Source organism: Centipeda sp. (in: firmicutes), from assembly GCF_057271695.1.
The window spans coordinates 1-21,012 of record NZ_DBHIVL010000022.1; the positions used below are offsets into that span (position 1 = coordinate 1).

Annotated in this window: 20 protein-coding genes and 3 tRNA genes; 21 read left to right on the forward strand and 2 right to left on the reverse strand. The window is 55.0% G+C overall.

What is annotated here, in order from left to right; genetic code table 11:
* Window positions 1–80 precede the first annotated feature (80 nt).
* The 20 genes from ACO6BQ_RS04955 to ACO6BQ_RS05050 all read left to right on the forward strand — a co-directional run bounded on the left by ACO6BQ_RS04955 (window position 81) and on the right by ACO6BQ_RS05050 (window position 17,302).
* Window positions 81–722 (forward strand): hypothetical protein, encoded by a 642-nt coding sequence (locus ACO6BQ_RS04955; RefSeq protein ID WP_489119808.1) that lies wholly within the window; start codon window positions 81–83, stop codon window positions 720–722.
* Complete coding sequence (locus ACO6BQ_RS04960; RefSeq protein WP_489119809.1) at window positions 719–1,639, forward strand: YitT family protein; 921 nt, start codon at window positions 719–721, stop codon at window positions 1,637–1,639. The genes ACO6BQ_RS04955 and ACO6BQ_RS04960 overlap by 4 nt, the downstream gene beginning before the upstream one ends.
* A 4-nt stretch (window positions 1,640–1,643) precedes the next feature.
* Window positions 1,644–2,348: an MBL fold metallo-hydrolase gene (locus tag ACO6BQ_RS04965; RefSeq protein ID WP_489119810.1), complete on the forward strand. Its 705-nt coding sequence runs from the start codon at window positions 1,644–1,646 to the stop codon at window positions 2,346–2,348.
* Between the two features lie 35 nt (window positions 2,349–2,383).
* Entirely contained in the window at window positions 2,384–2,998 is a 615-nt protein-coding gene (locus ACO6BQ_RS04970) for a peptidylprolyl isomerase (RefSeq protein ID WP_489119811.1), read from the forward strand.
* Window positions 2,995–3,288 (forward strand): GIY-YIG nuclease family protein, encoded by a 294-nt coding sequence (locus tag ACO6BQ_RS04975; RefSeq protein WP_489119812.1) that lies wholly within the window; start codon window positions 2,995–2,997, stop codon window positions 3,286–3,288. Before ACO6BQ_RS04970 ends, ACO6BQ_RS04975 begins: the two co-directional genes overlap by 4 nt.
* 19 nt (window positions 3,289–3,307) lie before the next feature.
* Window positions 3,308–3,778: a transcription elongation factor GreA gene (gene greA / locus ACO6BQ_RS04980; protein WP_489119813.1), complete on the forward strand. Its 471-nt coding sequence runs from the start codon at window positions 3,308–3,310 to the stop codon at window positions 3,776–3,778.
* A gap of 9 nt (window positions 3,779–3,787) precedes the next feature.
* Entirely contained in the window at window positions 3,788–5,299 is a 1,512-nt protein-coding gene (gene lysS, locus ACO6BQ_RS04985) for a lysine--tRNA ligase (protein ID WP_489119814.1), read from the forward strand.
* A gap of 68 nt (window positions 5,300–5,367) precedes the next feature.
* Window positions 5,368–5,453 (forward strand) — tRNA-Tyr (locus ACO6BQ_RS04990).
* Window positions 5,454–5,455: 2 nt separating this feature from the next.
* Window positions 5,456–5,532: transfer RNA gene (locus ACO6BQ_RS04995), tRNA-Met, on the forward strand.
* Window positions 5,533–5,794: 262 nt separating this feature from the next.
* Window positions 5,795–6,745: a malate dehydrogenase gene (mdh, locus tag ACO6BQ_RS05000; protein ID WP_489119815.1), complete on the forward strand. Its 951-nt coding sequence runs from the start codon at window positions 5,795–5,797 to the stop codon at window positions 6,743–6,745.
* A 206-nt stretch (window positions 6,746–6,951) separates the two neighbouring features.
* Window positions 6,952–7,027, forward strand: a tRNA-Lys gene (locus tag ACO6BQ_RS05005).
* A gap of 82 nt (window positions 7,028–7,109) precedes the next feature.
* On the forward strand, window positions 7,110–7,871 hold the full coding sequence (gene surE, locus ACO6BQ_RS05010) for a 5'/3'-nucleotidase SurE (protein ID WP_489119816.1): 762 nt from the start codon (window positions 7,110–7,112) through the stop codon (window positions 7,869–7,871).
* A 106-nt stretch (window positions 7,872–7,977) separates the two neighbouring features.
* Window positions 7,978–8,640: a precorrin-2 dehydrogenase/sirohydrochlorin ferrochelatase family protein gene (locus ACO6BQ_RS05015; RefSeq protein ID WP_489119817.1), complete on the forward strand. Its 663-nt coding sequence runs from the start codon at window positions 7,978–7,980 to the stop codon at window positions 8,638–8,640.
* The gene (gene hemA / locus ACO6BQ_RS05020) at window positions 8,594–9,913 is read left to right on the forward strand and encodes a glutamyl-tRNA reductase (RefSeq protein ID WP_489119818.1); all 1,320 of its coding nucleotides are present in this window, start codon (window positions 8,594–8,596) and stop codon (window positions 9,911–9,913) included. The genes ACO6BQ_RS05015 and hemA overlap by 47 nt, the downstream gene beginning before the upstream one ends.
* Window positions 9,873–10,808: a hydroxymethylbilane synthase gene (gene hemC, locus ACO6BQ_RS05025; RefSeq protein ID WP_489119819.1), complete on the forward strand. Its 936-nt coding sequence runs from the start codon at window positions 9,873–9,875 to the stop codon at window positions 10,806–10,808. Before hemA ends, hemC begins: the two co-directional genes overlap by 41 nt.
* Window positions 10,805–12,322, forward strand: coding sequence for a uroporphyrinogen-III C-methyltransferase (gene cobA, locus ACO6BQ_RS05030; protein ID WP_489119820.1), 1,518 nt, complete (start codon window positions 10,805–10,807; stop codon window positions 12,320–12,322). The genes hemC and cobA overlap by 4 nt, the downstream gene beginning before the upstream one ends.
* On the forward strand, window positions 12,319–13,290 hold the full coding sequence (gene hemB / locus ACO6BQ_RS05035; protein WP_489119821.1) for a porphobilinogen synthase: 972 nt from the start codon (window positions 12,319–12,321) through the stop codon (window positions 13,288–13,290). The genes cobA and hemB overlap by 4 nt, the downstream gene beginning before the upstream one ends.
* Before the next feature lie 11 nt (window positions 13,291–13,301).
* Complete coding sequence (hemL, locus tag ACO6BQ_RS05040; protein WP_489119822.1) at window positions 13,302–14,621, forward strand: glutamate-1-semialdehyde 2,1-aminomutase; 1,320 nt, start codon at window positions 13,302–13,304, stop codon at window positions 14,619–14,621.
* Window positions 14,622–14,768: 147 nt separating this feature from the next.
* Window positions 14,769–16,424, forward strand: coding sequence for a putative polysaccharide biosynthesis protein (locus tag ACO6BQ_RS05045; protein ID WP_489119823.1), 1,656 nt, complete (start codon window positions 14,769–14,771; stop codon window positions 16,422–16,424).
* Window positions 16,421–17,302 carry a diacylglycerol/lipid kinase family protein gene (locus ACO6BQ_RS05050; RefSeq protein WP_489119824.1) on the forward strand — a complete coding sequence of 294 codons (882 nt, stop codon included), beginning with the start codon at window positions 16,421–16,423 and terminating at the stop codon, window positions 17,300–17,302. Before ACO6BQ_RS05045 ends, ACO6BQ_RS05050 begins: the two co-directional genes overlap by 4 nt.
* 5 nt (window positions 17,303–17,307) lie before the next feature.
* On the opposite strand, the gene ACO6BQ_RS05055 is transcribed toward ACO6BQ_RS05050, so the two are convergent.
* Window positions 17,308–18,531, reverse strand: coding sequence for an ATP-binding protein (locus ACO6BQ_RS05055; RefSeq protein WP_489119825.1), 1,224 nt, complete (start codon window positions 18,529–18,531; stop codon window positions 17,308–17,310).
* A complete protein-coding gene (locus ACO6BQ_RS05060) occupies window positions 18,528–19,790 on the reverse strand; it encodes a tRNA(Met) cytidine acetate ligase (protein WP_489119826.1) in 1,263 nt (420 codons plus the stop codon). The genes ACO6BQ_RS05055 and ACO6BQ_RS05060 overlap by 4 nt, the downstream gene beginning before the upstream one ends.
* 152 nt (window positions 19,791–19,942) lie before the next feature.
* On the opposite strand from ACO6BQ_RS05060, the gene mnmA reads away from it, so the two are divergent.
* Complete coding sequence (gene mnmA, locus ACO6BQ_RS05065) at window positions 19,943–21,010, forward strand: tRNA 2-thiouridine(34) synthase MnmA (RefSeq protein WP_489119827.1); 1,068 nt, start codon at window positions 19,943–19,945, stop codon at window positions 21,008–21,010.
* Window positions 21,011–21,012: the final 2 nt, after the last annotated feature.

Genomic DNA, 21,012 nt, shown 5'->3' on the forward strand with positions numbered 1-21,012 from the left:
ACGAAAAAATCTACGCCAATCTGACGGACTTCATTTTATCAGCGATTCCTTTACATTTTGATACTGTGGGGTAAGAGACTGTGCAGAGATATTTTCGCTTCGCCATACTGCTGTTGCTGAGCTTTCTTTCCTTCATTTTCTTCACGGTTGGAGAAGCTGCGGGCAAGATTAAAGCAGAGGACTTTTCCTATCAGAATATATCGCTCGGAGATTCCGAGGAGGCTCTGCGTGCACGTTGGGGAGACCCCGATGTTCAGAATGAGCAGGTCATTTGGGGGATTCATCTCAAGACCTTTACCTATGGGGATATCGTGGTCTCGACCTCTGTCACGGGCGGAAAGGTCGTCGACATCAACCTGATCGGTGAAAAGTATCACCTGCGCAAGGATGTGCACTATGGGGCAACGAGCAGTTATCTCCTCAAGGTGTATGGAAAGGCGGAGCGGCAGTTTCTGGACGGGCATACCTGCTATGTATTCTCCCATCCGGAGCATGTGCGCGAGCGTCTGATTCTGAACCTCGACGCGGAGAACAGTGCGCTCGCATCGGCGCGTATCACAATGCTTCCACTGACGGATGAGGAAGCGGACGAGATGGCACTGTCCGATGACGAATCCTTTGTTGAACTCGATCTGAAGCACAGTTTTATCGCCTCCAAGGAGATTGATGTATCCGACCTTCCAAAGAATGACAATGTGAAGCTGGGAGGCTATGTCAAATGACACACGATCTGCATATGCGCGTACTCGGACACCGCATCATGCGCTATGTCGGCATCACCCTCGGCTGCCTGATTGCCAGCAGCTCGATCAATCTCTTTCTCGTTCCTGCGCATCTCCTCACAGGAGGTGCAACCGGCATTGCGATGATCGTCTACTATATCTTTGGGCTGCCCATCGGTCTTCAGACGTTCATCTATAATATCCCGCTGCTCTTCATGGCGTGGCGATTGATGGGGAAGGCGTACACGATCGACATCATCATCGGTACGGCGATCTTCTCGTTCTTCCTTGACCTGACGCGCCCGCTGAACGCATATGCACCCGTGACCGATATGATGCTGACCACTGTATACGGTGGTGTCTTTGCAGGGCTTGGCTACGGGCTTGTCTTTCGTATGAACGGCAGTACGGGGGGATTTGACATCCTCGCTGCCATCGTTCGTAAATACTATGACCTGCATATGGGCGGCGTTCTCTTCTCGATGAACTGCCTTATCATGCTCATTGCGGCGTTCCTCTTCGGCATGGCTCCCGCGATGTTCACCCTCATCTATATGTTCATCAATGCGACAGTTGTGGATAAAGTCGTTGCGGGATTCAATCACCGCAAGGCGGTTCTCATTATCTCGGATAAACACAAGGAGATTGCAGAGAACATCATTGACCAAATGCACAGAGGTGTAACATTCTTGCATGGACAGGGAGCATACACGCGCCGTGAGCGAAATGTTGTATTTGTGGCGGTCGGTACAACGCAGGTTGGAAAACTGAAATTCATTGTACACAATGTCGATCCACGTGCCTTCGTCATCATCATGTCCGCGAACGAGGTCATGGGACGCGGCTTCGGTCGGATCAATCAAAACGATGCTTCGGCGTCAGACGATAATTATAATGAAGAAAAGGGAGGGAGATAACGCCGTGGATGTAATTTATTTGCTGAACAGCGGTTTCCTCGTGCGTGTGGGGGATGTCCTGCTGGTCTTCGACGCATTCGACGATCCTGCGGGCGCTCTTGAACGGGAGCTGGCGAGAGATGACTTTACGCAGCTGTACTTCTTCGCCTCCCATGCGCATTTTGACCACTTCAATCCGATGATTGCACGTTATGCCGGCAAGGTGCAACGTTACCTTCTGAGTGAGGACATACGGAGGAATCCTGGAGCGGCTCGCATTCCGTCGGAGCAGGTGAGCTGGATCGGTCTCTATGATGTGTGGCAGGACGATTGTATTACGGTGACCAGTTTTTCTTCGACGGATGAGGGAACATCCTTCCTCGTAGAGGTGAATAGAAAACGTATTTTCCACGCCGGCGATTTCAACTGGTGGGATTGGACGGGGGATACCGCCGAGAACCGAAAACTTGCAGAAAATGCGTTTCGCAAGCAGATGAAACGTCTCGCGGGGCAATCCTTTGACCTTGCCTTCTTTCCCGTGGATGGGCGTCTTGGTCCGTCGATGGAGCGCGGTGCAAAGGTGTTTTGTGCAGAGACGCATCCGAAGGCACTTGTCGCCATGCACTCCGTTGGTTATCCCGCATGGCAGCCGTCTGAGGATTTTTTTGCGGCGGGGCATGAGATTCCGGTCTGGTCACCAACCCAGGCGGGAGAACATCAGCAAATTTGAAATATAGGTTGAAATATAGGAGGGCTTTCGGTAGAATGGGGAAGAAATTTTATCTTTTGACAGTCGGCATTCTGGTTGCCGTCGCTGCTATACTGTTTGCAGCACACAGCGGGAATGCAGGGATGTCATTCAATATGCTGTTGGATCAGGACAAAGGAGAGAAGAGAGCAGTGGCAAACAACCGCATTGCAGAATTTACGACGAACAAGGGCACATTCGAGGTGGAGCTTTTCGAGGACAAAGCCCCCATCACCACGAAGAATTTCATCGACCTCTCGGAAAAAGGGTTCTATGACGGGCTGATCTTCCATCGTGTCATCGACGGCTTTATGATTCAGGGCGGCGACCCGAATGGAAACGGCACGGGCGGTCCCGGCTACACCATACCCGACGAGTTCGATCCCTCTCTCAAGCACGATGACGAGGGCATTCTCTCAATGGCGAACGCGGGCCCCAACACGGGCGGCAGTCAGTTCTTCATCACGCTTGCCGCGACACCCTGGCTGAACAACAAACATGCGGTCTTCGGCAAGGTCATCAATGGCATGGATGTGGTGCGCGACATCGGTCACACGCAGACCGGCTATGCTGATCGTCCTGTGCATGATGTCGTGATTGAGAAAATCACGATCAAAGACGCAGCGAAATGAACTATGCCTATCTTTTGTTGTGTGCGGACGGGAGTCTCTATGCGGGGTGGACGAACGACCTGCGGAGACGGCTGCACGCACACAATGAAGGAACAGGGGCGAAGTACACACGCGCCCGCCGCCCTGTCCGTCTCGTCTATGCCGAGGCGTTTGATACGAAAGAAGAAGCCCAAAAAAGGGAATGTCAGATCAAGAAACTGCGCCATAAACAGCGTCTTTCCTTAGTGAACACAGGGCAGAAAGATCCGGAAATAAGCGCATTGGTGAATGACATCAATGCCGAAGAATGACGATAAAGGGGAGTATTTCATGGCAGAGAAGAAGGTCATGCTGACCGAGGACGGCTACAACAAGCTCGTCGAAAAACTCAACTACCTCAAGAGCGTACGCCGCATCGAGGTTGCCGAACGGCTCAAGGCGGCGATTGCACTCGGCGACCTCTCGGAGAACTCCGAATACGATGACGCAAAGAACGAGCAGGCTTTTCTTGAGGGCGAGATTCAGGAGCTCGAGACGAAGATCCGCAACTCCGACATCATCAAGGCGGGGGATGGCAAGACCGTCACCATGGGCAGCCGCGTAACGGTAAAAGATCTGGAATTCGATGAGGACGAGACATTCCTCATCGTTGGCTCGACAGAAGCGGATCCCGACGAGGGGAAAATCTCGAACGAGTCGCCGCTCGGCATGGCTCTGCTCGGACAACAGATTGACCATGTGGTCAATGTCAATGCACCGGCAGGACTGATTCAGTACAAGATCATGGATATCAAGAAGTAAGGAGCAGGGATGGCTGAAGAAAGAGAATTTACATCAAATGCCCCCGAGCAGGATCTGAATGAGATGATGCGCGTTCGCCGCGAAAAAATGGACGCGTTCCGTGCGATGGGCGTTGCTCCGTTCGGACATCGCTTCGAGGTCACGGACTATGCAGCGGATCTGAAGACGAAGTATGACTATCTCGCTGAGGATGAAGAGGGGGCGGAGGTTCGTGTTGCGGGTCGTTTGATGGCGATACGCGGGCATGGCAAGGCATCGTTCTCAACACTCAATGACCGCACGGGAAACATACAGGTCTATTTCAAAATGGACGTGCTTGGTGAGCAGAAATACAAGGAGGAGTTCAAGCGGCTCGACATTGGCGATATCATCGGGATTCGCGGTGTGGTCTTCAAGACGCGGCGCGGTGAGATCACCGTACGCGTCGAGGATTTTGATCTGCTCTCGAAGTCCCTGCGCCCGCTGCCGGAGAAGTTCCACGGTCTGAAGGATGTGGACACACGCTACCGTCAGCGCTATCTGGATCTCATGGTAAATCTGGAGGTACGCGAGACATTCCGCAAGCGGACGAAGATCATCCAGTCCATTCGCCGCTATCTCGACGAACGTGACTTCCTTGAGGTGGAGACCCCCGTGCTCTCGACGCTCGCGGGCGGCGCAGCGGCAAAACCGTTTATCACACATCACAATGCGCTCGACATTGATCTCTACCTCCGCATCGCGACGGAGCTGAGCCTCAAGCGGCTCATCGTCGGCGGGCTCGACCGTGTCTATGAGATGGGACGCATCTTCCGTAATGAGGGCATGGATGTGCGCCACAACCCCGAGTTTACTTCCATTGAAATCTATCAGGCATTTGCCGACCATCGTGACCTCATGGCAATCACGGAGGGCATTGTACGTCAGGCGGCGGAAGACGTGCTCGGTACAACGAAGATCACATATCAGGGCATCGATATCGACCTGAATAACGTCCGCACGATCAGCATGAACGACGCGGTACGCGAGGCGACGGGGAAGGACTTCCTCTCCTGCAATACGGTTGACGAGGCACGTGCAATGGCCCGTGAGATCGGTGTCCCGTTCGAGGAGCGTCACGGCATCGGCGGCATTCTGAACGCTGCATTCGAGGAAAAGGTCGAGGATTCGCTGATGCAGCCGACCTTCATCACGGGGCATCCGACCGAGATCTCGCCGCTTGCGAAGCGCAACGCAGACGATCCGCGCATTACAGACCGCTTTGAGTTCTTTGTCTACGGGCGGGAGCTTGCGAACGGTTTTACGGAGCTGAACGATCCCATCGATCAGGAGCAGCGTTTCCTCGATCAGCTTGAGCAGCGCGAGGCAGGAGATGCCGAGGCGCATGTCATGGATCGTGATTTCATCACGGCTCTCGAGTATGGACTTCCGCCGACGGGCGGTCTCGGCATCGGCATTGACCGTCTTGTTATGCTGCTGACCGACAGTGCGTCCATCCGCGACGTGCTCCTGTTCCCAACGATGAAGCCGCTCGCTGAGTAGGACACAAATAATTTGAAAAAGCACCTTGACAAGATTGCCCTTCGTCGCATATACTTGTCAAGGTTTATGGGTAGGTGGCCGAGTGGTTAAAGGCAACAGACTGTAAATCTGTCATCTTCGGATTACGATGGTTCGAATCCATCCCTGCCCACCACCGGCGGCATAGCTCAGTTGGCTAGAGCATGCGGTTCATACCCGCAGTGTCCGGAGTTCAAATCTCTGTGCCGCCACCATATGTAAACAAAACTCAGTCGATCAAAATAATCGGCTGAGTTTTTTCGTTTCTGCGCGAAAATCTGTGGATAATTCATTACATACGAAAACAATCTACTTTTCCAAGAAAGTTTGAATAATTCTCCAAAATAACTAATTGATTTTTCTGAACGAGAATGTTATAATGATTCCATAGTTATGAACTATTGGTATACCCTGTTCCGAATCGTGTCACTTATTGCTAGGGATGGGTGACAGGAGATTTTTTAAGGAGGAAAAACTATGAAGGTAACTGTTGTTGGTGCAGGTAACGTAGGCGCAACCGTAGCAAATGTCATCGCGCTCAAGAATTTTGCACAGGAAGTCGTCCTTATCGACATCAAAGAGGGCGTTTCCGAGGGCAAGGCGATGGACATGATGCAGTGCTCGCACGCGCTGAACTTTGACACGACGGTCAAGGGTGTCACGAACGACTATGCTGCTACGGCGAACTCCGACGTTGTAGTTGTCACCTCCGGTCTCCCGCGCAAGCCTGGCATGACGCGTGAGGAGCTTGTCGGTGTCAACGCAAAGATTGTCAAGAGCGTTGTGGAGCAGGCACTCAAGTATTCCCCGAACGCAATCTTCATTATCATCTCCAACCCGATGGATGCGATGACCTACCTCGCACTGAAGTCCACGGGTCTGCCGCGCAACCGCGTCATCGGCATGGGCGGCATGCTCGACAGCAGCCGTTTCCGTTACTATCTCTCCGAGGCACTCAACGCGGCAGGACATCCCGCAACACCGACCGATGTGGACGGCATGGTTCTCGGCGGCCACAATGACAAGACGATGGTTCCTCTCGTCAGCATTGCTACGCTCCGCGGCATCCCTGTCACGCAGCTCCTCTCGAAGGAAGTGCTCGCAGATGTCGTTCAGAAGACGAAGGTCGGCGGCGCAACACTGACGGGGCTTCTCGGTACGTCCGCATGGTATGCGCCGGGCGCTTCCGCAGCAACGCTGGTTGAGGCAATTGCCCTCGACTCGAAGAAGGTCATTCCTTGCTGCGTCTATCTCGAGGGCGAGTACGGCGAGAAGGATCTCTGCGTTGGCGTTCCCATCGTGCTTGGCAAGAACGGCTTCGAGAAGGTCGTCGATGTGGTGCTCGAGGGCGAGGAGAAGGCGAAGTTCGACGAGAGCGTGCAGGCTGCTCGTGAGGTCAACGCACAGCTCGGCGATGCGCTGAAGTAAGTCTCTTTCGAAAGAATGCAAAAGGTCTTTGCGGTTCGCCGCAGAGGCCTTTTTTGCTAAAACGACGATTTTTCCCTAAATTGCAATATCAAATCGGAGTAGTAGGTAACAGAATCAAAATGACAATTCGCCGTGTAAATACTATATTTTCCCTTGACATCGTCTCCGTCTTTCCTCTATAATAACTATGCGCTTATGGGGCGTATGACTCACTAGCTCAACTGGCAGAGCAACTGACTCTTAATCAGTAGGTTCACGGTTCGATTCCGTGGTGGGTCACCATGTGTCTTTTATCCGCTTAGCGGTTTTGGAGAAAGCAGGTTGGCATTCCAACCTGCTTTTCGTATATATAGGAGGCTCATTTGTGAATATCTTGATTCTAAACGATGACGGCATCGCGGCAGAGGGAATCCGAACGCTCGCACGTCATCTGGCACAGTGCCATACTGTTACGGTCGCTGCTCCCATGCACCAACAGAGCGGCACATCCCATGCACTGACGATCGGACGTGCGATTGAGGTGCGTGCCGATGAGAATTTTGATGCAGAATACGAAATTCGGGCATGGGCGATTGACGGGACACCGACGGACTGTGGAAAACTCTATCTCGACGCAATCGCGGAGGAAATGCCCGATGTCGTGCTCTCGGGGATCAACCACGGCTCGAATCTCGGAACGGATGTGATCTACTCGGGGACAGTCGGTGCGGCGTTCGAGGGATTCTTTCACGGGATTCCCTCGTTTGCACTCTCCCTGATCGAGGGAAGTGATATCTCATACGCAGCGGTGGCGGCGTATTTCGAGCCGTTTATGGATAATGTATTGGCGATAATTGACAAACCTTTTTTGCTCAACATTAACTTTCCGAAGAGCCTTGCAGGAGATGCCCCGCAGTTTGTCTTCTGCCGACAGGGCGGGCGCGACTACATCAATGCGTTCGAGCGCATTGAGGAGAACGGGCGCGTGCACTACAAGGTCTCGGGTGAGGTGTCCGATACGGACAAGGGCGCGGGCACGGATATCTATGCAGTGGAGCACGGTCTGATCTCCGTGACACCGATCGGCGTGGATATGACGGATTATCTGCTGCTCGAAGAATGCGGCAGATGCGTTTTTCCTCGTTGATAATCACTATAAAGAGAGGGGATTGCCGCTTCTCCTCTTTTATTTTGCGCCTATTTGCGGTATAATAGCGAACGTGAATAGGATTCATGTTTTTGGAGGTATCTGCGTGCTGTATCCGCTCAATGTTGATCTCACGGGACGGCTGGTTGTTGTCGTCGGCGGCGGCATTGTGGCAGAGCGTAAGGTTGCCGGGATTCTTGCAGCGGGGGAACGGTCACTGGTGCGCGTAATTGCACCTGCGGTGACGGCGCAGCTTCGTACACTTTCAGACTGTAAACGCATTGATTGGCATTCGGTGTGCTATGCGCACGGTATGCTCGCAGGAGCATTTTTGGTCTATGCTGCGACGGATTGCCCTGCGGTCAATGCCGAGGTTGTAGCGGAGGCACAGGAGCGTGACATTCTTGTCAACGTCATCGACGATCCGTCTGCGTCCTCCTTTCAGATTCCATCGAGCGTTCGGCGCGGCGATTTCCTACTGACGGTCTCAACGGGTGGGGCAAGCCCCGCGCTTTCACGCGCGATACGGATGGAGCTTGAGCAACTCTATCCGGAGGCTTTTGGTCAATGGCTCGAACGCGTTGCACATCTGCGCCGCGAGATGCGGGCGATACTGTCAACGAGCAGAGAGCGAACGGCGTTTTGGCGCATGGCACTGCGCCCTTATATTTTGAACATGGTTCACGATGGGGAGTTAGAGAAAGCGGAGGTTGAGTTACGCAATGCAGCTCTTGATATTGGGGCTAAATCATCGGACAGCTCCGATTGATGTGCGTGAGCGGGTTTCATTTTCCCGCGAGGAACTGCGTTCAGGACTGATGAGTCTTGGAGAATATGACGGTCTGAGCGGTCTGGTGGTTCTGTCCACCTGCAACCGCACAGAACTCTATGCATCCGTGGACGATCACGAATGCGGCGCACAGGCACTGCGGCAGTTTTTGAACGATCTTGCGCAGGGCGGAGACGACCTTGACGAATATCTTTATACCTATGTCGATGATGAGGCGATTCGTCACCTCTTCCGCGTTTCCTCCAGTCTTGATTCGCTAGTGCTCGGTGAGGGGCAGATTCTCTCGCAGGTGAAGGAAGCCTATGCGATTGCGCGCGAGGCGGGAGCGACGAGCACGGTGCTCAACTTACTCTTTCACCGTGCGATTGCGACGGGCAAGCGTGTGCGGACGGAGACACGCATTGCGTATCGCTCGGTATCTGTGAGCTACGCTGCGGTGGAGCTTGCGGCAGCCTCGCTCGGCGGACTGGGCGGATGCAGTGGTCTGATCTTTGGCGCGGGCAAGATGGCGGAGCTGACGGCGGAGCACCTGCGTTCCCATGGGATTGAAACGATCTTTGTCGCCAATCGCCATATTGAGCGTGCCGAGCGTCTTGCCGAACGCATCGGAGGGGAGGCAATTCCCTTTGACCGCGCACTGGACTATATGACCTGTGTCGATGTGGTCGTCACCTCGACAGGAGCACCGCACTACGTCATCAAAGCATGGGAGGCGCGCCGTGTTATGGCACGGCGGCAGGGGCGCAAGCTCTTCCTCATTGACATCGCTGTTCCGCGCGATGTCGATCCCGATGTCGCGGCCATCAAGGGGATTGAACTGTATAACATCGATGCCCTCGAGGCTGTTGTGGACGAGCATCTCAGTGAGCGTCAGGCAGAGGCGGTCAAGGCGGAGAAGATCGTGAACGAGGAGGTAGCATCCCTTCTCGAACGCTTCAAATATCTGTCCTTTCAGCCGCTCATGGCTCTTCTCTCGGGACGCTGTGAGCGGATCCGCGAGTGTGAGCTCAAGCGTGTGAGCGCAAAGCTGCCGGATCTCTCGGAGGAGGAACGGCGACAGGTGGCGCATATGAGCCGCATGATTGTACGAAAGATTTTGCGTACGCCCATGATGAAGATTCGCGCCTCGGCGGGTACAAAGGACGAGGCGTTCTACATCGAGGCAATGCGTGCCCTCTTTAAGTTGGATGCGATAGGAGAGACAGGGACAAGTGAACAGCGACACAATCACTATCGGTACGCGGGCAAGTAAGCTGGCTCTGTGGCAGGCAGAATACGTCGCTGCGGAGATTGAAAAACATCATCCCGCTGTGCGTGTGGAGCTCAGGAAAATGACGACAAAGGGCGACCGCATCCTCGATGCCCCGCTTGCAAAGATCGGGGGCAAGGGGCTCTTTACAAAGGAGCTTGAGCAGGCGATGCTGGCAGGAGAGATCGATCTTGCCGTACACAGCCTGAAGGATATGCCGACACAAGTCCCTGCAGGGCTCGTCATTGGGGCAATTACAGAGCGGCTGGATGCGGGGGATGCCTTTGTCAGCGTTCATTATCGATCGATGGAGGAGCTCCCACAAGGGGCGAGGGTCGGCACATCGAGTCTTCGACGACGTGCACAGCTGCTTGCCGTGCGCCCCGATCTCACGATCCTTGACCTGCGCGGCAATGTCAATACACGACTTGCAAAGCTCGATGCGGGGGAGTTCGACGCAATCGTCCTTGCGGCAGCCGGGCTGAAACGGCTTGGGCTTGGTGATCGTATTTGCACGATTCTCCCGCGTGCCATGATCCTTCCTGCCGTCGGGCAGGGGGCACTCGCGATTGAGTGTCGTGCGGACAATCTGCGGATTCTGGGGTTGATCGACTTCCTGCGTGACCCCCAGATGACGGCGGCAGCGGCGGCGGAGCGTGCATTTCTACGCCGCGTCGAGGGTGGCTGTCAGATCCCCGTCGGTGTCTATGCCGAGGTTGGCGAAGGAAATGTGCTCCATGTCGAGGCGATGATCGCCTCCGTCGACGGGATGCGTGTCTGTCGGTCGCGTTCCATGGGAGCTGTGGATGCGGCGGAGAAGATCGGAATTGCTCTGGCAGAGGAGCTGCTGGACGCAGGCGGTCGGGATATTTTGAAAGAGATAGGTATTACAGCATGAGCGGAAAAGTATTTCTTGTCGGCGCGGGTCCGGGCGATCCGCGCCTTTTGACGGTTGGTGCAATGAACTGCCTGAAGGCGGCGGATGTTGTCGTCTATGATCACCTCGCAGATGAGAGCATTCTCTCCTATGTACCCGCTGATGCGGAACGAATCTATGTCGGAAAGCAGTCCAGCAAGCATACAATGCGGCAGGAGGATATCAACGTTCTGTTGGCGGACAAGGCGGACGAGGGCAAGATTGTCGTTCGGCTCAAGGGCGGTGATCCCTTTGTCTTTGGACGCGGGGGCGAGGAAGCACTCGTGCTTCTTGAACGCAATATTCCGTTTGAGGTATTGCCGGGCGTGACCTCAGCAATCAGTGTTCCCGCCTATGCCGGCATCCCCGTGACACATCGCGGTGTCGCAGTCTCCTTTGCCGTCATCACGGGACACGAAGATCCGACAAAAGCGGAATCCCATATACAATGGAAGCATCTCGCGACGGGTGTCGATACGCTGGTATTCTTGATGGGGGTTGCAAATCTCCCTGTCATCACAAAAAATTTGATCGAAAACGGACGCCCTGCCGATACTCCTGTGGCAATCATCCGCTGGGGGACGCGTGCCAATCAGGAGACCTACGTCACGACTGTGGGCGAGGCAGCGGAGATGGTACAGCGCGATGGCATTCGACCGCCCGCGATCTTCATCGTCGGTGAGGTTGTAAGGCTGCGTGAGCAGCTGCGCTGGTTCGACCGTGCGGATATTCGCCCGCTTCTTGGCAAGCGCATCCTTGTCACGCGTGCACGCGCACAGGCATCTGCACTGACAGAACAACTGACGGCACTTGGTGCATCCTGCATTGAGACCCCCGTGATCCGCATTGCTCCGCCGCCAGATGGCTATGCGGCACTGGATCATGCCATCGAGTACATTCATGTCTATCAATGGCTGATCTTTACGAGCGTGAACGGTGTGGAACATTTCTTTGCGCGCCTTCATCATGCAGGGAAGGACACGCGTGCACTCGGCTATGCGAAGATTGCAGCGATCGGCTCTGCAACGGCGAAAAGGCTCCGCTCGTTTGGCATTCACGCGGACATTGTCCCCGAAGAGTTCCGTGCCGAGGCTCTTGTCGAGAAACTGACTCCCATTTTGCCGCCGCGTGCACGTATCCTGTTGGCACGTGCACAGGAGGCGCGTGACGTGCTGCCAGAGTCGCTGCGTGCACATGGGGCGACAGTCGATGTCGCCTCTGCCTATGAGACAGTGCCTGAACTGGACGGCGGTTCGGAACTCGCCGAGCGACTGATGCGTGGCGAGATTGACATTGTCACCTTTACCAGTTCCTCTACGGTCAAGAATCTCGTACAGCAGCTGGGGAATATCACTCCGCTGCAGCAGACAAAAATTGCCTGCATCGGACCTGTTACAGCAGATACAGCGCGGAGTTTTGCACTCGAACCCGATCTTGTGGCAGAACATTATACGATCGACGGATTGGTAAATGCGATAAAGGAGCATATGCAATGAATCTGATACAGCGTCCGCGTCGTTTACGCATATCCTCAGGGATGCGCGATCTCATACGCGAGACAGAGCTCTCGCCGCGTGATTTTGTCTATCCGATCTTCGTCGTACCGGGAGAGCATGTCAAGGAAGAGATTCCAAGTATGCCCGGTTGCTATCACTACTCCGTGGATCAGGTCGCAAATCTTGCACGCGAGATTGCAGCGCGGGGGATTCCTGCGGTCGAGGTCTTTGGTCTTCCTGCTTACAAGGACGAGATCGGTTCGAGCGCATGGGATATGACGAGCCCTGTGCAGCATGCAATCGCGGCGATTAAGGAGGCTGTGCCGCAGCTGCTTGTGATCGGTGATGTCTGCCTTTGCCAGTATACGAGTCACGGACATTGCGGTGAGCTGCACGATCACTATGTGGACAACGACGCGACACTGCCACACCTCGTTCAGACCGCAGTCAGTCAGGCGCGTGCAGGCGCGGACATCGTTGCGCCGTCCGATATGATGGACGGCCGCATTGCCGCGATTCGCACGGGGCTCGATGCGGAGGGTTTTGTCAATACGAGCATCATGAGCTATGCGGTAAAGTATGCCTCGGGCTACTACGGCCCGTTCCGCGACGCGGCAGACAGTACGCCCGCATTCGGCGATCGCCGCCAGTATCAGATGGATCCCGCAAATGTACGCGAGGCATTGAAAGAAGCCACTCTCGACGTACAGGAGGGGGCGGACATCATCATGGTGAAGCCCGCGCTCGCCTATCTGGATGTCGTGCGACAGGTCTACGAGGCGACGGATCGCCCGATTGCCGTCTACAATGTCAGCGGCGAATATGCGATGGTAAAAGCCGCCGCCGCAAACGGTTGGATTGACGAGCAGCGCATTGTCTTGGAGACGCTCACGAGCATGAAGCGTGCCGGCGCAAAGATCATCATTTCCTACCATGCGATGGATGCCGCCGCATGGCTCAGTGCATAAGGAGGTTTGCTATGCGGAGTACAGAAAAATCGAAGGCCGCCTTCGCGGAGGCGAAACAGTATATGCCGGGCGGCGTGAACAGCCCCGTCCGCTCCTTTGCGAACGTGGGCGGGAATCCGCTCTTTATCGCCCGCGCCGAAGGCTCTAAAATCTACGATATCGACGGCAACGAATACATTGACTACGTCGGCTCATGGGGACCGATGGTTGTCGGTCATGCCCATCCGCAGGTGGTAAAGGCAATTCAGGAGGCTGCAGCGCGCGGTACAAGCTACGGTGCGCCGACCCTCCTCGAAACGGAACTCGCAGAGCTGGTGCAGTCCATCTATCCGTCCATCGAGGTCATTCGCATGGTGAACTCGGGGACGGAGGCGACGATGAGTGCACTCCGTCTTGCACGCGGCTATACGGGGCGCGATAAAATTGTAAAGTTCATCGGCTGTTACCATGGACACAGCGACAGTCTGCTCGTCAGTGCCGGCTCGGGGATGGCGACGTTTGGCGTGCCGAGTTCGCCGGGCGTGACGAAGGGAACTGCCGCCGATACAATTGCCGTTCCATACAACGACGAGGATGCCATTCGTTCCGTTATGGAGCGCGAGGGGGAGCACATCGCCGCAATTATCGTCGAGCCGGTCGCGGGCAATATGGGGCTTGTCCTTCCACGTCAGGGCTATCTCTCCCTGCTGCGTGAGCTCACGGAGAAGCACGGTGCACTTCTGATCTTCGATGAGGTCATGTGCGGATTCCGTGCCTCGCTCGGCGGTGCACAGGCAGCCTACGGCATTCGCCCTGACCTCACCTGTCTCGGCAAGATCATTGGCGGCGGGCTTCCTGTTGCCGCATACGGCGGACGGCGCGAGATCATGGAGCGCGTCTCACCGGCGGGTCCTGTCTATCAGGCGGGAACACTCTCAGGAAACCCGCTCGCGATGACGGCGGGCATCGAGACGCTGAAGATCCTCACAGCAGAACCCGAGGAAGGCAGCGCGGACTACAGCCGCGAGCTGACGATCAAGACGAAGGATCTGCTGCTCGGATGGCAGCGCGCGGCAAAGGATGCGGGTGTTCCGATCTGTGCTCATCAGGCAGGGTCGATGTTCGGCATCTTCTTCATCGACCGTGAGGTCTATGACTATAGGGATGCGGAGGCAGCGGATCAGGAAGCGTTCCGCATCTGGTTCGAGACCATGCTTAACGAGGGCATCTATCTCGCACCGTCACAGTTTGAGACGCTCTTCTTCTCGGGTGCGCATACGGACGATGATATTGCACGGACGATTGCTGCGGCCGAGAAGGGCTTTGCCGCAGTGAAGAAATTGCGCGGATAAAAGTTCATGAACAAGGGGCTGTTGCACGAAGTTTTCTAGCTTCGTGCAACAGCCCCTTTGTTTTGCGAAATGTGCGATTGCTAGTAGATATTGTATATGTTATAATTCATCGTAGGAGTTATATGTTCAAACTATTGTATTGAGGCGGTGTTTCTCATTCGTGAGATAGATGTTGCTGAAGGGAAAAGCAGCAAGGGAGAATCCTTCCTCAAGGGAACCTTTGTCCTGACAATCGCGGGATTCGTGGTCAAGGTCATTGGTTCGCTCAACTGGATCTTCGTTTCTCGCATCCTTGGCGGTGAGGGAATCGGTCTCTATCAGATGGCTTTTCCCATTTATTTTTTTGCCATGACGGTCTCGCAGGCGGGTGTGCCTGTCGCTATTTCGATCATCACGGCAGAGCGTGTAGCTTTGAACGATATATACGGCGCGAAGCGTGTCTTTCGTATTTCAATGATGCTCATGCTCTTTACGGGGCTCTTGTTTTCGATTTTGACCTATCTTGCTGCGGACTGGCTGATTGACTGGCAGCTGATTCGCGACGCGCGCGCATACAAGGCTGTTGTGGTGCTGGCACCGACGGTCTTCTTTGTGACTCTGCTTGCAAGTTCTCGCGGCTATCTGCAGGGCTGGCAGCGCATGACCCCGACGGCGGTATCGCAGATTGTGGAGCAGATTTTCCGCGTGGTGACGATGATCGTCCTCGCAAGCGTTCTCATGCCGTGGGGGCTTGACTACGCAGCGGCAGGTGCTTCCCTCGGAGCCTTTGCAGGCGCGGTGACAGGGCTCATTGTCCTCGTCTATTTCCATATCAAGCTGGAGCGTGACATTGCGCGTGACTACGGCACGGATCTAAGACCTCTGCCGGGCGCGACGTACGAGTCGCGGCTCTCCATCATCGAACGAATCTTCAAGCTCGCGTTGCCCGTATCCGCAGCGAGCATTATGCTGCCTGTCGTATCGAACCTTGACCTCATGATTGTGCCGCAGCGGCTGGAGGCGGCGGGCTACAGCATCAGCGAGGCGACGGAACTCTTCGGCTATCTGAACGGCATGGCGGTGCCGCTCGTCAATCTTGCGACGATCCTGACCGCATCCATGGCGATGAGCATTGTGCCCGCTATATCGGAGTCACGCGTGCTTGGCGACCGCACGCGCGTCTACGATCAGACGGCAGCATCCGTTCGTATCTCAAACTTTGTCTGTTTCCCTGCGTTTGTCATTGTGTTCGTGTTGGCGACCCCCATCTCGGCACTGATCTACAACGCGCCCGGGGCAGGTCCAGCTGTCATGATCTCGGCCGTCAGCATCATCCTGCTTGGTCTGCATCAGGTTTCTACAGGCATCCTGCAAGGGCTCGGACATCCGACCATCCCAATGGTGAATATGCTGCTTGCTGCAGCTGCAAAGGTTTTTTTGAATTGGCATCTTACGGCGATCCCGTGGCTCGGTATCATGGGCGCAGCTTGGGCGACGGCGGCAGACATGGGGGTTGCAGCGCTCATTAACCTCTACTTCATCTATCGATTTATTGGTTATCGTATTGAACTGCTGCAGCTTATCAAGACGATCTGTGCCGCTGCGATCATGGCCGGAGCGGTCTATCTGTTCTACACATGGACGCTCGAATGGTGGGGAATTGCCGCCATCTCGACATTCGGTGCTGTCTTCTTTGGCTGCGGTATCTATGTTGCGGCGATGCTTCTCCTGCGTGCGCTGATTGAGGAAGATCTGCGCCGGCTTCCGATGATTGGTACGGTCGGCATCCGTTTCCTGCAGAGAATTGGAGTTTTTAAGGCATGAAAAAACTAGGGCTGATCTACAACCCCGTTTCGGGTCATGCGCTTTTCAAGGGAAAACTGGATTCCCTGATTGATATGTTTCAACGTCATGGAATTGTGCTTTGCCCCTATCGTACGCGTGGAGGGGGACAAGACAATCTCGGACACTTCCTCCTTGAGACCTGCCCAGACGGTGTGCTTGCTGCCGGCGGGGACGGTACGGTGCACGCCGTAGTCAATGCCATGGTCGCCTCCGATCTGGATGTTCCGCTTGGCATTCTCGGGAGCGGAACATCCAACGACTTTGCAACACACCTTGGGATTGGTGACTGGGAGGCGTATATCGAGCGGATTGCCGCAAACGAGGCGCGCCGTGTTGATCTGGGGTTGCTCGAAGGAACAGGGCGGTACTTTGTGAATGTCGTCAGTGCGGGAATGCTGACAGGCATTGCACACGAGGTAAAATCAACCTATAAAAATGCACTGGGCAAGGTTGCCTACTATCTCAAGGGTATCGGCGAGATTCCGCGTCTGCGCTCCTTCTCTGTCCGTATTATGGCAGATGATGTGGAGTATGATGCGGATGTGTTCCTGTTTGTCATTGCAAACAGCCCCGTGGTCGCGGGGATGAAGCAGATCGGTCATGGGGTTGCCATTGACGATGGGATGCTTGACCTCCTTGCCGTCAAAAAAATAGGTCTGCCGCAGTTTATGTCTGTTGCGGCAGGCCTGTTTGCCGGAAAACCGGTAACGGAGCGGGATAATATCCTGCACATTCGAGCAAAATCCTTCGAGATTCACGCAGAGGAAGAGCTTTACAGCGATATCGACGGAGAATGCGGACCGCCGCTCCCTCTGTGCGTGCGGACAATGCCGCTCGCACTCTCCGTCTACTGCTGATCGGTTCAGTGTATGCCGAGGTAGTGGGCGACGAATTGCTGTGCGGTGCGCCCGCTGCGTCCACTGTGTGTCATCTCCCAACGAAGACCCGCGATGCGAAGCTCCTCGGGGGAGAGGTGAACCCCCTTCTGCGCAAGCATGTGGTCGATGATCGCCAGGTACTCATCCTGATCGGGGGTATGGTAGTGGATGACAAGCCCAAAGCGATCCGAGAGTGATATGGTTTCATTGATGCTGTCGTCGCGATAGAGTTCGTCCTGCTCACGGTCGCGCCAGGTCTCGCGTACGAGATGGCGGCGATTGGAGGTGGCGTAGAGCCGTACGTTCGGCGGGCAGGAGGAGACACCGCCCTCGATGGCGGACTTGACCGCCTTGAACTCAGCATCAGAGTCTTCAAATGAGATGTCGTCAAGGAACAGAATGAACTTGCGTCCGGCATAGTTTCGGAGCGTGTCCATAATCTCAGGCAGCTTGCGCAACTGCTCCTTCATCACTTGTACAAGGCGAAGACCGTTATCCTCATACTCCGTGACAAGAGCCTTGACCGCAGAGGATTTTCCCGTGCCGCGTGCGCCGACAAGCAGGACGTGGTTGGCGGGTTTTCCCTGGACAAAAGCACGCGTATTCTGGATGAGCTGTTCTTTCTGCCGTTGGTAGCCAATGAGATTCTTCATCTGGGTGCGCTCGAAATGCTCCACGCCGCGAATACGTCCCGCCACATCGTCCCAATGAAAGACGACATATGATGCCAGATCCCCATACCCATAACGCGCGTAGAAGGTGAGCAGTGCCTCGGCATAGTCGCGCGAAGACTGTGCCGCCTCAATCCACGGGATTAGGAAGTCCTCGGTCTTATCGTATATGTTCTGTGTCGGTTCGTAGTGATCTAGGAGCTCTGCGCCGAGCACATTGCTGGTCGGCAGTGTGAGCAGCGGATAGAGAACCTCGATGTCATGATAGAATGCCTGACGCAGGCTGTTTCCAGGCGGAAGTCCCGTCCGCTCCATGGTTTCGGAGACAAGATTCGCGTTATGCGTGAAGATGTGGAGCAGATATTGCGGGAGCAAATTGCCGCTGAGCCCCTCCGTCTCCGCCGCACGCACAAGATGTGCCGCAGCCTCTGCCTGTGAGGCGGGATCCTCTGCGTCCCACTCAAGGAAGCTGAGTGCGGGATCACGATTGAGCTCGTTCAATACGAGGAGAGAGGAAAGCTTTACATTTTGGCTCATAATTCTGTCCTTTCTTTCTGAAAGAAAATGGGAGACATGATAAAATCCGTGCGATGATTCTGTGTGCGAAGAGTGGGCAAGGCGAGACTGCGCAACTCGGTTGCACGGGTATCAAAAGCAAGCATGCGCTGCAGCGGAGAGAGGGTTGCAGCGTCATTTTTGCGTAATTTGCCGGTCAAATAATCCGCCGTGCGCGTGACGATGGGGAGCGGAGATGCATCTTTGATCGTACGCAGGAGTTCACGCCCTCGTGCATTGAACGCAAGAGGACGAATGTATAACGCGCCGTTCGCATCGAATTCTGCTGCATGAGCTTTCTTGAAGCACAGGAGCAGGTGAATGATGAGGCGGGCGATCCTGCTCTGCGGATAGCGTTTTGCAGATGCCTTCGCAAGAAAGTCAGTGTAATCCGCCGCTGTTTCCAAACTGCGGATCAGACGATGTTCGATCCCCTCGGAAACGCCTTGTATCTCCATGAGTGCAGGGGTATCCGTGACGAGCAGTAGGTAGCGCAGGAGCTCAAGCAGTCTGTCTTCCTGCAGCACTCCCCGCATATGCGCCTCCTTGAGGTCGTTCAGTGTGCACGGCAACACGCTCTTTTTCATCCGATCCCACGACGGTGGTGACGCTCTGAGTGCATGACGGATGGATGAGGCACTGGTGATGCCCGTATGGAGCTGTACGTCATTATGTTGTGCCGATGCGCGCTGAATGCCGAGTGGCAGGATCTGCGGCGCAAGGCTTTGCAATGCACGCAGATACTCAATGGCGAGGATGTTATTTGGCGCGCGCAGCAGCTCCTCAGGGACGACCGTATCGCGCATCAGTGCACGCGTGAGCGCACCGGCATAGGAGCAGCCCTGTTCAAGATGCTCACGCAGATGCGTCTGAACGGAAGTGCTGTCAATTTGTTCCGCGAGCTCCGAAAGCAGCGAAGTGTCCTCTGCCTCCGTTCCAAAGGAAAGGTGTGTGACGATCCCAAGGCACGAGAGCAGGGACACACCGCCGCGTGCAAAGTCCTGTGCACTGCGGCAGGCATAGCCAAAGGGGAGTTCGAGGACAAGATCCGCACCGCCTGCGACGGCATGGCACGCTCTTGTCCACTTGTCAAGAACACACGGTGCGCCGCGCTGGGTGAAGCTGCCGCTCATAGCGATGACGATGTATGCGGCGGGATGTTTCCAACGTACGGCTTCCATCTGAAAGCCGTGACCATAGTGAAACGGATTGTATTCGGCAATGATGCCAACAACAGCCATAGCACCCCTCCCCACATTTATTGTATCAGTGATTCTTCAAAAAAACAAGATTTGTGTAGGGCTGTCGAACAAATACAATTTCTTGTGTTTTCAGTGCGTGAATGCTATACTAAACGCACATTTTATGAGATAATATTGTATTGGAGAGAGCGATGAAGAAGGAGCGGGTTGTCGTTGCAATGAGCGGTGGGGTGGACAGTTCACTCGCTGCAGCATTGCTCTTGGAGCAGGGATATGATGTGATGGGCATGACCATGCGCCTCTCGGAAGAGACGCGTGCCGTCGTGCCGAATGCGCCGAGCAGCGTGGATGATGCGCAGCGTGTGGCAGATGTTCTGGGAATACCGCACTATGTCATCGATTTTACGGACGTATTTGAGCGTACAGTTATCAACTATTTCCTTGATGAATATCTTTGCGGGCGTACGCCCAACCCGTGCGTTGTCTGCAATCGTCACATTAAATTCGATGGGCTTCTCCGCGCGGCGGAGAACGTCGGTGCGTCCTGTATTGCGACGGGGCATTATGCGCGTATTGACCGTAATGAGGACGGTGTTTATCATTTGCGCAAAGGGCTGGATCACGATAAGGATCAGTCCTATGTACTCTACCATTTGAATCAGGAAAAACTTGCGCGTGTCATCTTTCCTCTGGGCAATCTCCGCAAGAGCGAAACGCGGTGTATGGCAGAGGAATATGGTCTGCCCGTCGCACATAAGACAGAGAGTCAGGAGATCTGTTTTGTTCCGAACGATGACTACAAAGCATATCTGCGGGAACACCGTCCAGGGCAGCAGCGCAGCGGTGACATTGTCGATCGGGATGGAAATCATCTCGGCACGCATGATGGGATTGCCTTTTATACCATCGGTCAGCGCAAGGGACTCGGCATTGCAGCACCGCAGCCGCTCTATGTGACGGAGCTGGATGCGGCGGAAAACCGCGTCATTGTCGGAACTGCAGACGATGTGTATGCACGTGAGCTCTTGGCAATCCATCCGAGTTGGACCCTGTGGAGCGAGCTGCATGAGGAGCGTCCGGTTCAGGCGAAGATTCGCTATGGGAAACGCGAGGCTGCAGCGACCATTGCACCGCTGGGAGATCGTGTGCGTGTGTCTTTTGCACAGCCGCAGCGTGCCGTGACAAAAGGGCAGTCGGTCGTGTTTTACGAGGATGATATTGTACTTGGCGGCGGGATCATCGACGAGGTGATCTCTTGATC